At 49.4% G+C, this 13,126-nt stretch carries 14 protein-coding genes and 2 pseudogenes; 7 read left to right on the top strand and 9 right to left on the bottom strand.

Features of this window, described 5'->3' with window-relative positions:
* Window positions 1–23 precede the first annotated feature (23 nt).
* The 3 genes from CWM54_RS04610 (at window position 24) to CWM54_RS04600 (ending at window position 4,089) form a co-directional block, all read left to right on the top strand.
* Window positions 24–1,388: a GntP family transporter gene (locus CWM54_RS04610; RefSeq protein WP_100696180.1), complete on the top strand. Its 1,365-nt coding sequence runs from the start codon at window positions 24–26 to the stop codon at window positions 1,386–1,388.
* Window positions 1,389–1,814: 426 nt separating this feature from the next.
* Entirely contained in the window at window positions 1,815–2,426 is a 612-nt protein-coding gene (locus tag CWM54_RS04605; protein ID WP_100696178.1) for a helix-turn-helix transcriptional regulator, read from the top strand.
* 445 nt (window positions 2,427–2,871) lie between these two features.
* On the top strand, window positions 2,872–4,089 hold the full coding sequence (locus tag CWM54_RS04600) for a diguanylate phosphodiesterase (protein ID WP_100696176.1): 1,218 nt from the start codon (window positions 2,872–2,874) through the stop codon (window positions 4,087–4,089).
* 20 nt (window positions 4,090–4,109) lie between these two features.
* Here the strand turns inward: CWM54_RS04600 and CWM54_RS04595 are convergent, their stop codons facing one another.
* The 3 genes and pseudogenes from CWM54_RS04595 to CWM54_RS28380 form a co-directional block, all read right to left on the bottom strand.
* Window positions 4,110–4,622 carry a 2-oxo-tetronate isomerase gene (locus CWM54_RS04595; protein WP_100696174.1) on the bottom strand — a complete coding sequence of 171 codons (513 nt, stop codon included), beginning with the start codon at window positions 4,620–4,622 and terminating at the stop codon, window positions 4,110–4,112.
* 168 nt (window positions 4,623–4,790) lie between these two features.
* Window positions 4,791–5,264, bottom strand: a complete 474-nt coding sequence (locus CWM54_RS04590) for an Hsp20 family protein (RefSeq protein ID WP_100680175.1) — start codon at window positions 5,262–5,264, stop codon at window positions 4,791–4,793.
* A 443-nt stretch (window positions 5,265–5,707) separates the two neighbouring features.
* A pseudogene (locus CWM54_RS28380) lies at window positions 5,708–5,800 on the bottom strand (hypothetical protein); the annotation flags it as partial.
* Between CWM54_RS28380 and CWM54_RS29420 the strand changes: the two are divergent.
* Both CWM54_RS29420 and CWM54_RS04575 read left to right on the top strand, forming a co-directional pair.
* Entirely contained in the window at window positions 5,760–5,855 is a 96-nt protein-coding gene (locus CWM54_RS29420; protein ID WP_272482055.1) for a YnaM/YnfT family protein, read from the top strand. The pseudogene CWM54_RS28380 and the gene CWM54_RS29420 sit on opposite strands and share 41 nt — an antisense overlap.
* 428 nt (window positions 5,856–6,283) lie before the next feature.
* Window positions 6,284–6,913: a helix-turn-helix transcriptional regulator gene (locus tag CWM54_RS04575; protein ID WP_100680568.1), complete on the top strand. Its 630-nt coding sequence runs from the start codon at window positions 6,284–6,286 to the stop codon at window positions 6,911–6,913.
* Here CWM54_RS04575 and CWM54_RS29470 read toward each other — a convergent pair.
* Both CWM54_RS29470 and CWM54_RS04570 read right to left on the bottom strand, forming a co-directional pair.
* Complete coding sequence (locus tag CWM54_RS29470) at window positions 6,910–7,032, bottom strand: small membrane protein (RefSeq protein WP_012541799.1); 123 nt, start codon at window positions 7,030–7,032, stop codon at window positions 6,910–6,912. The two genes, CWM54_RS04575 and CWM54_RS29470, sit on opposite strands and share 4 nt — an antisense overlap.
* A 344-nt stretch (window positions 7,033–7,376) precedes the next feature.
* Window positions 7,377–7,916: pseudogene (locus CWM54_RS04570) on the bottom strand (GNAT family N-acetyltransferase).
* A gap of 219 nt (window positions 7,917–8,135) precedes the next feature.
* On the opposite strand from CWM54_RS04570, the gene CWM54_RS04560 reads away from it, so the two are divergent.
* Window positions 8,136–9,029, top strand: a complete 894-nt coding sequence (locus tag CWM54_RS04560) for a LysR family transcriptional regulator (RefSeq protein ID WP_100696166.1) — start codon at window positions 8,136–8,138, stop codon at window positions 9,027–9,029.
* A 4-nt stretch (window positions 9,030–9,033) separates the two neighbouring features.
* On the opposite strand, the gene CWM54_RS04555 is transcribed toward CWM54_RS04560, so the two are convergent.
* The 3 genes from CWM54_RS04555 to CWM54_RS04545 all read right to left on the bottom strand — a co-directional run bounded on the left by CWM54_RS04555 (window position 9,034) and on the right by CWM54_RS04545 (window position 11,097).
* On the bottom strand, window positions 9,034–9,627 hold the full coding sequence (locus tag CWM54_RS04555) for a LysE family translocator (RefSeq protein WP_100696164.1): 594 nt from the start codon (window positions 9,625–9,627) through the stop codon (window positions 9,034–9,036).
* A 145-nt stretch (window positions 9,628–9,772) separates the two neighbouring features.
* Complete coding sequence (locus CWM54_RS04550; RefSeq protein WP_074385938.1) at window positions 9,773–10,462, bottom strand: VIT family protein; 690 nt, start codon at window positions 10,460–10,462, stop codon at window positions 9,773–9,775.
* A gap of 53 nt (window positions 10,463–10,515) precedes the next feature.
* The gene (locus CWM54_RS04545; RefSeq protein WP_100696899.1) at window positions 10,516–11,097 is read right to left on the bottom strand and encodes a cytochrome b/b6 domain-containing protein; all 582 of its coding nucleotides are present in this window, start codon (window positions 11,095–11,097) and stop codon (window positions 10,516–10,518) included.
* 97 nt (window positions 11,098–11,194) lie between these two features.
* Between CWM54_RS04545 and CWM54_RS04540 the strand changes: the two genes are divergently transcribed.
* Complete coding sequence (locus tag CWM54_RS04540; RefSeq protein WP_206053111.1) at window positions 11,195–11,476, top strand: hypothetical protein; 282 nt, start codon at window positions 11,195–11,197, stop codon at window positions 11,474–11,476.
* Between the two features lie 690 nt (window positions 11,477–12,166).
* Here the strand turns inward: CWM54_RS04540 and CWM54_RS04530 are convergent.
* Window positions 12,167–13,078: a LysR family transcriptional regulator gene (locus CWM54_RS04530; protein ID WP_061154681.1), complete on the bottom strand. Its 912-nt coding sequence runs from the start codon at window positions 13,076–13,078 to the stop codon at window positions 12,167–12,169.
* Window positions 13,079–13,126 lie beyond the last annotated feature (48 nt).

Raw genomic sequence — 13,126 nt, 5'->3', positions numbered from 1 at the left:
CTGTTAATACCCGAGGCAAACCTATGTCGACATCGGCGCTGTTACTTATTGCGTTAGCCAGCGTAGTGCTGTTGCTCCTGTTGGTGATCAAAGCGAAAGCACATCCTTTTGTGGCGCTCCTGATCGTCAGCCTGCTGGTGGCATTCGCCACCGGCATTCCGGCAGATAAAATTATTACCACCATTGAAAAAGGCATGGGCGGCCTGCTTGGTCACATCGCCAGCATTATTATTCTGGGCTCTATGCTGGGGGTGCTGATTGAAATGTCCGGCGGCGCCGAATCGCTGGCGAAAACGTTGACCGGCGTACTGGGTGCAAAACGGACCATTGCCGCCTTAACCATCGTGGCTTTTATTCTCGGCACGCCGGTCTTTTTTGAAGTCGGCTTTATCATCATCATTCCGTTAATTTACGGCTTCAGCAAAGTCGCCCACGTGTCGCCGCTGAAGTTTGGCCTGCCGATGGCCGGAGTGATGTTAACCGTGCACGTCGCGCTGCCCACCCACCCTGGCGCGGCAGCGGCGGCAGGCATTCTGCATAGCGATGTCGGTTGGCTGATGCTGGCGGGAATTGGGGTATCGATAGTCGTCGGTATCGTGGGTTATTTTGTCGCCCGGTTTATCAATCGGCGCCATTATCATCTGTCGATTAACGTGCTGGAGCAGCAGCAAACGGCTGAAGTGCCGGACCTCTCGGTTAACGCGCAGCAGACCCGTCTGCCGCCGCCGAATGCGCTGGTTATCAGTGGGCTGATCGTGGTGCCCATCATGCTGATTGTTTCCGGGACACTCTGTCAGGCGCTGCTGCTGCCGGAAAACGCGGTTCGCCAGCTGATGACCGTCATTGGTACCCCGCCGGTCGCCCTGCTGATCTCGCTGGGATTGGCCAGCTGGACGCTGGGCATCCGTCGGCGGATGAGCCTGAAAAAGCTGGGCGAAGTCACCGGCAGCGCGATCCCCTCTTCGGCGGATGTGATCCTCGTCGCCGGCGCCGGCGGCGCCTTTGGTGGCGTACTGGTCGCCTCCGGCATCGGCAATGCCTTAGCCGAGGCGCTGGAGACCATTCATCTGCCGCTGATGCCCGCCGCCTTCCTGCTCTCGCTGGTACTCCGGGCCTCGCAGGGATCGGCTACCGTGGCGATCCTCACCACCTCCGGTCTGCTGTCTCAGGCGGTTATCGGGCTGGATCCGATTCAGCTGGTGCTGGTGACGCTGGCGACCTGCTTCGGCTCGCTTGGGTTATCGCACGTCAACGATGCCGGGTTCTGGGTCGTCACGCGCTATCTCGGGCTCTCGGTGCCGGACGGGTTAAAAACCTGGACCGTGCTGACGACCATCATGGGAGTGACGGGCTTTCTGATCACCTGGCTGCTGTGGTTTGTACTGTGATATTCGCGAAGGTGGCCGCCAGGCCACCTTTCACGATCCGCCCCCCATGGACTTCACGCAATGGAAGATGGCTGAGGCAAACTGACTTCGTACCGCTGGGGCGTTTTTGCCCCATTTTTCATCAAGCCCAGCAGGTGTCTTTCGCCATGTTGTTACGGCTTCTGTTTAAGCTACTCGCTCCCTCCTCATCAGCCTGCCTTAACCTACCGTAAGAGAAGTTTACCCTGGTGAAAATACAGGAATATATTCACCAGCCAGGTAATCACTAAGAAAATTCCTACACACACCAACCTTTATCTCACTTTCCCTGATAAATATTGCATTAGAGAAGTATATGACCTAGATTACGCCGTCTAATAGCAACTGGATTACTATTTTTCGTTATTTTATCTCACCTCCATTCGCTATGCCCAACAGGGATGTCACATGCTCACTTTTCTGTTTAATATAAAAAATCACTATTTTAGAATGGCGATTGCAGAGCTCATTCATGAGATTATGAATACCTCCAACCAGACAACATACACGCTTTCCCAGCAATGGAACGTACAGGGCATTGCCAGTGCGAATATTATTTTCACAGAGATGACTGCAGGGGAGTGGTACTTGTGTCATGACATATTCAAAGAGACAAACGAATGTTTTAAGCTATTTATTCTGCAATCCAGTGAACAACACCTTACCACCTCTGAATTACCGAATTGCCTTCAGAGTGCGGTATTTATTGATAAACAGACTACGGCGTCTACTCTAAAAAAAGAAATAACCAAGGCGGTGATGTCTTGCGCTACCCCGAGTGTCCCCCATTCCTTTAATCGTCTCAGACGCTGTATTAACTGCTCTTGTAGGTCGGTTAGTGAAGCACAATTGAGAGTGATATACGCATTCAGCATTGGCCTCAGTCCGCATGAAATCGCGGCCGCATTAAATATTAGTCATAAGACCATTTACTCACACAAACAGCATATTATGCATAAGTTTAAATTACAGAGCCAGCAACAATTTAATAGTTTTATTCAGATATTAACCAGACGTTAAACCTTCACAGCGCTCTATTATCCTCGGGATTGCTCTTGTACCCGGGAAGTGATATTACCTGCAGCACTGTTGAAAATTACATTTTTTCTGCGCCCGGAAATATACGAGTTCTCTGGAAAGAATACGACCTGGTGTATATCCTGGATACTCTCTTCTTGCTTAGAACAAACCGCTTTTTTGGCACAATTATATGACTTACCGCCAAACCTGACGATTAGCGACATCCTTAACGCCCGTGAATCACCGCAGTAATAAAAAGATAGCTAAACATCCGATTCCCTGTAGAGTGGAGGGAATCACCATGTGAATCTCCCGTTCCGCGTAGCGGACATCACGGTTGGTTGAATGTCAGAAAATGCTGGCCTCCTCCTTGAGGGTATGGCCAAACCTCCCTATTTTCGCTCTGTACAGGCCATCGGGCTCTGCTACAGCGAACGGAATGACTATGCTAACCACCTTGATTTACCGCAGCCAGGTTGATCCTGCCTGGCCACTGATCGATCTTGACGCCCTTATTCATCGCGCCAGCGGGAAAAATATGCCCCTCGGGATAACCGGCATTCTGCTGTTTAATGGCCAGCAGTTCTTTCAGGTGCTGGAAGGAAATGAGGAAATCCTCGAGTCGTTATTCAGCGCAATACAATGCGATCCCCGCCATCGCGACGTGGTGGAGCTGATGCGCGACTACTCGGCCTTTCGCCGCTTCCGGGATGTCGGGATGCGCATGCTGGATCTCCGCCATTATGAGAGCGACGCCGCGGTAGAAGCGATACTGCGCTTCAGCACCTTCGGTGAAACCGAGCCAATCAACGACCGCATGTTCAGGCTGATTAGCGCCTTTATCGCCGACGGCGGACGCTATTGCCTGCCCGAGTCTCTGCAACCCTCTCGCTGGACGATGACTCCCGCAATGGGCAACGCCTCGCCGCGCAACCTGGCGGACCAGCCCTGCCAGTTCGCCCTGCAGGCCATCGTCGAGCCGGCTAAAAGGCGGGTCTCTTCCTTTGAAGCGTTGATCCGCAGCCCGACCGGCGGCTCACCCGTGGAAATGTTTGCCGCCATTGCGACTGAAGATCGCTACCGTTTCGACCTCGAGAGCAAAGCGTTCGCCTTCTCTCTTGCCGCCCGCCTTTCGCTCGGCAAACAGCAGCTGGCGATCAACCTGCTGCCGGGCTCGCTGTATCACCATCCTGACGCCGTAGGCTGGCTGATGGACAACCTGCTGGCGGCAGGTCTCAGGCCAGAACAGGTTTTGATCGAGGTGACTGAGACGGAGGTTATCTCCTGTTTCGACCAGTTCCGCAAAGTTCTCAAAGCGCTGCGCGTGGCCGGCATGAAGCTGGCCATCGACGACTTTGGCGCCGGTTACTCCGGTCTGTCGCTCCTGACCCGCTTTCAGCCTGATAAAATCAAAGTGGATGCGGAGCTGGTGCGCGATATTCATATTAGCGGCACCAAACAGGCGATTGTCGCCTCGGTCGTCCGCTGCTGTGAAGATCTCGGCATCACCGTTGTCGCAGAGGGCGTCGAAACCATTGAGGAGTGGTGCTGGCTGCAGTCGGTAGGCATTCGTCTGTTTCAGGGGTTTCTCTTTTCCCGACCGTGCCTTAACGGCATCGGGGAGGTCTGCTGGCCGGTAGCACGCCAGGCAACGGACCTGTAGGGCCACGCCCCCGGGCATCGTCACTGCCAGTGGGCAAGCTTTTCGCTCAACGCCGCCAGGGCATATCGTACCGCTTTCGCCACCACGGTCTCGCAGTCGCCGGCAAAGCACATCCGTTTGGTTTCGGTCTGGCCGCGAAAATTCCAGGCAAACCATACCGTGCCGGCGGGGGTACCATCTTCCCCGCCCTCCGGTCCCGCGTAGCCGCTGATGGCGATGGCGATATCGGCGTCAGCGATTGCCAGAATACCGGCCGACATCTCCTGGACGCACGCTTCGCTGACGGCGCTGTGTACCGCCAGGGTTTCCGCACGAACCTGCAGCACGTTTCGTTTGGCTTCATCGCTGAAAGTGACGACGCCAGTATCATAAAACGCCGCGGTATCCGCCTGAGCACAGAGCGCCGCCGCCAGATTGCCCCCGGTGCAGGACTCTGCCGTGGTTAGCCGCCAGCCACGCGCAACCAGCATCTGAGCCACTTCCGCCGTCAGCGCTGAGGTCGGTTTTGCATCGTAACTCATCTCGTCTGTCATTCAGCCCCCTCGCAAAATATCAAAGGAATAACAGCAGCATCGCCCCAGTTAAAAGAATAGCATATCGAGTTCTCTCGCCGGCCGTAGACCGATTGCGTCAGTGCGGGGGGAAAAATAAAGGCCCGCAGCGCGGGCCTTAGCAGGATACTCGTTTAAACTGTTGCCGAATCAGACTTTGTGTTCAATCACCCGGCCCTGATTCTCAATGGCAATTTTTCGCGGTTTTTCGCTCTCCGGGATCTCCTGGTGGATAGTCAACTTTAAGATCCCACTATCCAGTTGCGCCTGATTAATCTGAGCATGTTCAGGGAGCGAGAAACTCAGCTGGAAATCGGCGCGGCGGATGCCTTTATATATCCAGCGCTGGCTACCGTCGGTCCCGGGATCAGTTTCTGCACGTTTACCGGTAATATGCAGATTACCGCCGACGGTCTCTATTTCCAGTTCCTCATCTTTCCAGCCGGGCACGCTGACGCTGAGCAGGAAATTACTGTCATCTATTTTCTGCAAATCATAGGCCGGCAAGGTGCCCACCGGCGTATCGCCAGTTAACTGGCTGAAAAGACGGTCAATGCGGTTGAAACGATCGGCAAAAAGAGAATCAGCGAAAACAGGGAGTGCTGACAAGGTTTTGAGTGCCATAATTAACCTCCTGAATATCCATTCAAAAGCTCAACATAAAGGCAAGCATTGCTTGTCCGCTATATAAAATAATATCTGCAGTGCATTTTTCAAGAGCGAAAATAAAATTTTTTATCACTCGCCACAGGAAAAAATAACCAGGCCGGGTGGCAGAGTGCCCCCCGCCCGACGGCGGGGGCAGTGGCGCTTCTGAGTCCCATAACTGATGCTGTTTAACATGCAATAAACAGAAGCGACATGTATATATAACTTGTTCAAAGGGATGTCAACGCCCGGACTGCTCCACCTCACCTGTCAACAGTTGCCCCTTGCGACAGCGTGGGGACAAGCGCATACATCACCTCCCGCCCGAGGCGCGCTGACAAGACATTAGCCTTGCTGGCACCAACCGAAAAGCCACTGATGGAAATATACTCAGCCCGGCAAGGAACCTTTCTCGCAGTCCCGTGCCTAATAACCTGCATACGCACTTTCTGAGGCATCACCATGACCGGCATTTTTATCTCCACCACCTTGTTCGCCCTCTTCGCGTCGATGTTGATCGGCCTGGGGATGGTCTGGAAAGGCATTTCCAACAACCCTGATAACTGATCCTTTTGTACGCCGTTGCTGTTCACCCTCCGCAGCGGCGCGTCTATACCCAGCGTCCTTCTCGTCAATGACAACCGCAGGCCTCGTTCTGGTGACATTTAACCGTGGATCAGCGCCTGCACACCGTATTTTTTGAAATAGCAATTCACACTGTGAATAAGTAACTTTAATTAATATATTTGAGTCCAGAATTAACGCATGCGTTATAAGCAATTTAAGCAGTTTGTGCCAAATTGCTGACAGTGCACACGCGATTAAGATTTGTAACTTACTGATTTCAAAACTTTTATATCAACAGCATCGCAACAAGTCCAATTTTGGACTTGTTGCTTTTATTGGTTATTAGAAATATCCTAAGCCCATATTCGCAAAACAATTTTGCTTTAAATATTCTATCAACCTTTATCCATTTCGTGTTCACCATTACTATGACTGATTTTTTAATTAACACTGAAAATATTTATCTGAAGCGGGGAATTTGCGAGTTACTTCTCGAGATCGCCATCGAAGAAAATATCCGTACGCCCTTTTCTCTTCACGAATATTCACCTGAGATCATTAGCCAGACTGATGTGCTTTTTACAGAAATGGAAATCGGTGAACATTACCTGTGCCACCCGTGCTTCAAAAAGGTACCACAGGAGACACCTATTTTTGTTTTTGTCCCCAGCGACAGCGGCGCGCGGGTTGACCGCTTGCCGCTTTGTCTGCGTGATGCCACTTTTATCAGTATTAACGCCGATCTGCGCAGCATAAAAAATCAAATCGCAAACCGTCTGACAGCGTCAAGCAAACCCGTTGCTGGGGGGCCGGAGAAAGACAGCAAACGGTGTCTTAAATGCCCACGATTAACACTGACCAAGTCGCAGCTTTATATTATCGATGCGATAAAAACGGGAATGAACAATCAGCAGATAGCGCAAGAACTGGGCATCAGCCATAAGACCGTTTTTTCTCATAAAATCAACATCATGAAAAAATTCCAGATTGATACAAAGCAAGAGCTGGCGCGATTCTCGGCCATCGCTCTTGCACTATCCTCAAGAGCGATCAATTAACGCCGGGTTTTGTTAAAACGCATCTTAAGTTTCCTTCTGTCTTTAACATATGACAGACCACAAAATAATGATGTTAACAATAATACCACCGCCAGGGCTAATAGCAGAAAATTACTCATACACGACCTTTTCAGAGATAAAGATGATTATCAAATAATACGGGGTATAAGTTTTCGAAAACAACCATCCAACAGCCATTTCAGATTAAGGTAATACCTTGTGCGATAATTCTGAAAATGAATAATGCTGAAGACCTCATTTTTATTATTATGTGCGCATTTGGATAATAAAAGCGAGCAACTACACCGGGTAAAGCCAGGCGTGACGGTCTGCGGTTAATCACGGTAAATTTAGGGTCTGAAGTCAAAGAGTAACGTCGTGGGCAGGCCTGCCTGTTTTGCCGGAAAGGCCCCCAAAGCAACGGTGTCATTATCCGTCGCGAGGGTTAAGCAGAACGTTTGGTTCAGTTAGTAGACTGGTTTAACCACTCGTTTAACGTCAATGAATAAAGCAGGCTCGGCGGCGCATCTTTTACATCAGCAATATCGTTGATGTACCTCATCCCTGCTTTCTCGAGGACTTTCTGCGAAGCCAGATGGTTAGCCCTGACAACCGCTGACATCTCTGCAAGCTTAATCTCCTCGAAGCCATATTTTATCGCACCAATCGCAAACTCGGTGGCCAGTCCTTTTCCCCATGCCTCAGTGGAAAACCGATATCCAAGATTGTTAATGGTGACATCGTTATAGCTACGAAGACTGACGCCGCCAAAGCCAATGATATGTTCTGGGGTAGAGCGCGGTGCTATTGCCCAGTTTCTGAAGCCGTAAGTTTGCCAATGCGCGAGCCAGCGCCTCAGAACGACTTCCGCATGGTCAACATTCGGCTATGGCCCGGCGGGGTTAAAGGTATTGGTCGCGGGATCGCCATAAATTCGGTACAGATCGTCGACATCAGAAGCCATGACCGGGCGAAGATGCAAACGATGGGTATCAATGTGCAAACTTACCTCCTGACGGGGAGTATTACCAATGATGCTTCGAAGATTTATGCCTGCTCATTTAAGCACAAATTTGCATACCCGGGAACCGGTTAGCCCGCGTTGTGAAGCGCTTGAAAAAATATGCTGCCGGTGATGAAAATAAGATATGTTAATTCTATGATGGATTTAAGCTTTTGCTGGCTCTACGCACAGCATGACTGAGTGAACACAGGACTGTAAATGATCGATGACATCCGCTACCTGATAGTATTTGCCAAAATTGTAGAACGAGGTTCAATCTCAGGTGGCGCCGCAGCGTTAGGCCTGACGACCGCCACGGCAAGCACACATTTATCCAGACTTGAGAAAAACCTCAATAGCGCCTTGCTGTACAGAAATACGCGGAAGATTTCACTAACCCAGGATGGCATCAGTTTGCTGGAGACCGCCAGATCGATGCTGGAGTTGTATGAAAAGGGCGTCATTGAATTTAAACAACGCTCTATTTCTACCGTCGGCAAGCTGCGCATTTCCCTCCCTGCTGTTTTTTTAAACGGCCCATTCACCCGCCATCTCGCGAATTTTATTAAAGAAAACCCGGATATTTCCCTGAGTATTTCTTATAGTGATCTGCGTGAGGACATCATCGCCGATAGCATTGATGTCGCCTTCCGTATTGGCGAACTTCCCGACAGTTCACTCAAAGCAAGGCATCTATTTGTTCTGCCACGACAACTGGTAGCGTCAAAGGGCTTGCTCATTCAGCACAAGCCCATTAACCATCCCGTTGAGCTGGCATCCCTGCCGTGGATTGGGTTAACAATGAGAGAGAACATTCGAGAGTTCAGGCACAAAAACGGCGAACTGGCGGTCATTAAGTATGCACCTATGGTATGCGTAGATAACATTGAAGCTGCCTATGTCCTTGCCAAACAAAACATAGGACTTGCCGTACCTCCCCGTTTCCTCTGTGAAAATGATGTTAAACTCGGGGAGATGCATGACGTACTTCCTGACTGGTCATTAAAGCCGCTAAAAGTTTATGCCATTTGGCCTGCCAATATATCAACCAGCAGCGCTGCCTATAAACTAATCAATTACATTTATAATTCTATGGAACAACATAGGCTTTGAATCGTTAAAATAATTGTGGATAAAGCATATAGAATGCGATAACGCATAAAAAACCGCCCATCAATAAATTAAAGACGCGGATTTGTACCCTTCCCTGAAGAAATATTGACATTTTATCACCAAATATTGCCCAAATGGATAATGAGATATAACAGATAAAAAAGTAAATAATAATAAAAAGTATTAGCGGCAGACTAGTTGATGGCTCAGAAAACAAGGTAGTTCCAGAGGTACAGGCAGCCCAGGCTTTTGGGTTGAGCCATTGCATTAAGACTCCCTGAACAAATCCGGGGGCATTTTCTTTTTTTAATGACCAATCAGGTTGTGATGTAGCAATTTTATAGCCCTGATACAGTATAAAAATCGAGCCGAGAACATTCAGGCATTTGAAAAATTGTGGATGCGTGGCAATGACTGTGTATACCCCAAAACTAACAAAGATAAGTAACAAGGTGAAACCAAGCGTCGCACCGGATACGAAGGCGAATGTTTTTCTAAAGCCATGTATAACACCGGAAGAGATAATGACCATATTGACCGGGCCAGGCGAAAACGACAGAGCCAGAGAGTACAGAAACATAGTAGCAATCAAAACCATTTTTACATCCACTTTTCCAATGAAAGATATCGGTGTAGCGAAACTTATATAACAAGTTATTTCGCTATATTTAAAGACTACCCCGATATGGACGTTAGATTAAATGGCTCTTTCTCTAAAGGTGTGTTTGATAATTTAGCGATTTTTACAACAGTACCTGCCCGGCTATACGTCCAATCCCCATCGAAAAAAGCATGGCCAGCGTGCTCCAGAACGTAATTCTGCTGATAGCTCTGACAGGCGGTGCGTTACTCACCATGGAAGAGAGATAGCCAAGAGCCGCCAGTGAAAAGAGAGTGGAAAGGAAAATAGCGATAAAAATCAGTTTTGCTGGCGAAAGCACTGCAACGATCAAGGGCAACCCCGCCCCGGCTGAAAAACTCACGGCCGAAAAGAGGGCCGCCTGCAAAGGTCGCGCAGAATGAGTGTCCGTGAGTCCCAGCTCTTCGCGGGCATGAGCCTCCAGGGCATCTTTGGCCATGAGCTGCTCTGCAACCTGGCGGGCAAGCGCAGGCTCAAGTCCGCGCTGGATATAAAGAGACGTCAGTTCCCGCATCTCTCCCTGATAATCTGCGTCCAGCTCACTTTTTTCCTCGGCAAGCGCGGCGGTTTCCGTATCCGCCTGGGATGATACCGAAACATATTCCCCTGTTGCCATCGACATGGCTCCAGCAACCAGCCCGGCGACACCGGCCAGCAACACGCCCGAAGGGCTGGTATTTGCAGACGCCACGCCGAGCACCAGGCTGGCGGTAGAGACAATCCCGTCATTCGCCCCGAGTACCGCCGCCCTTAACCAACCGACTTTTTCAATGCTGTGTCGTTCAAGATGCATGCCTTTTTCCTTTTAATACGCGTCCTCATCGAGATTAGCGAGAGAGCACAAGATTACTCCACAACGGGATGTTTCCTTTGACTGCGAAAGGTGAGGAAGATATGCAGCAATCCCATTGCACCATGTGCCCAGAAATAGGTTTCAATAAACACCGTCAGAAATTTATGCAAATGCAGGACCGCTTCTGCCAGCGCCGATGACGCCCCTGGCGCAATGTCCAGTACAAACCAGAGCCCTCCACAGAGTGCGACCGCCAGCAAAGCAAGTACGCCAAGCCCCTGGATCATCGCCGCTATGCCACCGGCATGTGCTTCAGGAAGACGAAATGTCATTAGCATTTTAATGTCTTCAACTACACCGCGAAAATCAAGGGACAACCAGGCAAAATAGTAACGAAACCCACGTTGTTTAAGCATCCATACCAGCATCACTACACCAAGAACAATCAGCGCTAATCCAGAGATAACATGGAACCATGTCACGACCCCGGTCAGAGATACGTCGCGAAGCGCCTCACTTTCGGTGAGATTAGAGCTAATGATCTGCAATAGAATCAGGGTGGCGACAATAATATGTAGCATGCGGAAAAAAGGGGTGTCTTTGTGCGGAAGCGCATTGCGTAGTTTTTCGTTCATCATTTGGCCATTTTATGAGTTGATCGGCCACATCAGTATTGCGTCTGTTTGTTAACGCAACCTTAACGCCTTGATATTGAAATGCACTGAATGATGTGTGAATAAAAGGCAAACCATACCGTCTATCTCAGCAGCTAATAGCATCCATGGACTTACTCGTGAAACTGATGCGCCTGTCTCCTCCGCCTTATTTCCTCATGGAGCGACAGAAGAAGCCACTGCCTCAATGCTGGCCAAAGGGGTAAACATTATCGTGGTTCGTTTGGCACTGGCTCATGTTGATCCTGGTGCTTCAGGCAAAGCTACCCAGACTCAGCCAGGTTGGTTACCGGATGGACCTGGTTTGCCAGAAGACTTACGTAATATGAATAAAGGCTAAACAGACCATTTTCAACCAAAAGTCTTAGCCTTCAACACACGAATCAATAATCGTCCTGTTGAAGGGTCCCTCCTGTGAACGCGCATAGCGTGTGCTTTAAAAACAGTCATATAGCTTTTGCTGAAGAAAGGGAGAAACACAAGCAGCAGAATCCCTGCGCCAAATGCAGCCAAACCATGTAACCAGTCAATCATAGTCAACGGTATGAGGAATAGGCAGTAGTGCAAAACACAGAATACCGTCGTGCATGTCTTCGCCCATCCAGGGACTAAAACATTTGGATCCGCTTCGTAAAATTTATTCTTTCTCAGAATGTCCTCAGAGGCTATCCGCATGCCTACGAACCAGAACAAAGGGAGGTACGTCGCTGAAAATAGAGACAGCACAATAATATTCCAATCAGACACTCGCGCACTTCCTTATTCATTGCTTCCCTGGATAAAAATCATTAGCACGAATATATCATTTGAACGATATAATCCACGCTCAGACGGCTTTATTTCATCTGGCATAATACACTACGATGAGAAACATACCGAGCAATCTTATGCAAAGTCAACATTAAAAAGTGACGCACGCTCGGGAGTGTTCAGGAACAGAGGCGAATTATTACGTATTATCAACGTCAGATGGTGCCTCTCTGCCACCGACGCGGCATTCGGTCAACCGTAGCCGCGTACAATTCATTATTTATTCAAGGTTCAATGCGTAGAGTGATGCACTGAAATTTTTCAATAGAAAATCAACGTATAAACGGATTTTTGGTAACTGTTGACGGTTTGCAAAGGTCAATATATGCACTGGCTTAGCTAATGGTTGAAATTCAGACATCAGAGGCAGCAGTCGGCCTTGTTGCAGATCTTCAGCCAACAGGATCTCGGGTTGCATAATAATTCCCAACCCATTCAATGCTGCCCTTCGCAATGCTTCCCCATTGTTACAGGTCATCGTGATGTTTACCGGAGCTCTGACAGGTTTGCCTTCCCTCTGAAGTGTCCATTCATTCGCTGCAATGGGATGGGCAAACCCAAGACATCGATGATGGCATAATTCTTCAGGTGTTATGGGTTTCCCTGCCCGTTTTATATAGGCCGGAGAGGCACACATGACTGAGCGATATGGCGCTATCGGACGGGCAACAAGTGTATTGACATGCAGGAGCTCACCAATCTTAATCATGACATCTAAACCTTCATCTGCCATATCCATCGATTTATCGCTCAGTACCAGGTCTACTGCCATATCAGTCCATTCAGTAAGAAACTGAGCAGTAACAGGCGAAAGCGCATGGACACCAAAGGAGACTGGGCAACCTACTCTCAGTTTTCCACGTGGCTTCTGGTGAAGAGCAAATGCCTGTGACTCGCTATCTTCAATATCAGCTAATATCCGACGGCAACTCTGATAATAAACCTGACCAAAATCGGTCAGACTTTGCCGACGCGTTGTGCGATTAAGTAAGCGAACGCCGAGATGTTCCTCTAACGCTTTGATATGCAGCCCAACCATGGTTCCGCTGATTCGCATCTCTTCGGCAACAGCGCTAAAGCTGCCCCTGTCCACGACGCGGACAAACACCGCCATACTTTCCAGTTTATTCACTATTATCAAGCCTGGCTTGTTAAAGATAAAAACATAACGCTGTTTATC

The organism is Klebsiella sp. D-Nf1, from assembly GCF_002810515.1.
GTDB lineage: Bacteria > Pseudomonadota > Gammaproteobacteria > Enterobacterales > Enterobacteriaceae > Klebsiella > Klebsiella variicola.
Note: the sequence above shows the minus strand (reverse complement) of the source record. Positions and strands in the feature narration are given on the sequence as shown.

Excerpts from the sequence above, each read along its gene's own strand:
- CWM54_RS04610 (WP_100696180.1), top strand. The coding sequence starts at position 24 with ATGTCGACATCGGCGCTGTTACTTATTGCGTTAGCCAGCGTAGTGCTG.
- CWM54_RS04605 (WP_100696178.1), top strand. The coding sequence starts at position 1,815 with ATGCTCACTTTTCTGTTTAATATAAAAAATCACTATTTTAGAATGGCG.
- CWM54_RS04600 (WP_100696176.1), top strand. The coding sequence starts at position 2,872 with ATGCTAACCACCTTGATTTACCGCAGCCAGGTTGATCCTGCCTGGCCA.
- CWM54_RS04595 (WP_100696174.1), bottom strand. The coding sequence starts at position 4,622 with ATGACAGACGAGATGAGTTACGATGCAAAACCGACCTCAGCGCTGACG.
- CWM54_RS04590 (WP_100680175.1), bottom strand. The coding sequence starts at position 5,264 with ATGGCACTCAAAACCTTGTCAGCACTCCCTGTTTTCGCTGATTCTCTT.
- CWM54_RS04575 (WP_100680568.1), top strand. The coding sequence starts at position 6,284 with ATGACTGATTTTTTAATTAACACTGAAAATATTTATCTGAAGCGGGGA.
- CWM54_RS29470 (WP_012541799.1), bottom strand. The coding sequence starts at position 7,032 with ATGAGTAATTTTCTGCTATTAGCCCTGGCGGTGGTATTATTGTTAACA.
- CWM54_RS04560 (WP_100696166.1), top strand. The coding sequence starts at position 8,136 with ATGATCGATGACATCCGCTACCTGATAGTATTTGCCAAAATTGTAGAA.
- CWM54_RS04555 (WP_100696164.1), bottom strand. The coding sequence starts at position 9,627 with ATGGTTTTGATTGCTACTATGTTTCTGTACTCTCTGGCTCTGTCGTTT.
- CWM54_RS04550 (WP_074385938.1), bottom strand. The coding sequence starts at position 10,462 with ATGCATCTTGAACGACACAGCATTGAAAAAGTCGGTTGGTTAAGGGCG.
- CWM54_RS04545 (WP_100696899.1), bottom strand. The coding sequence starts at position 11,097 with ATGAACGAAAAACTACGCAATGCGCTTCCGCACAAAGACACCCCTTTT.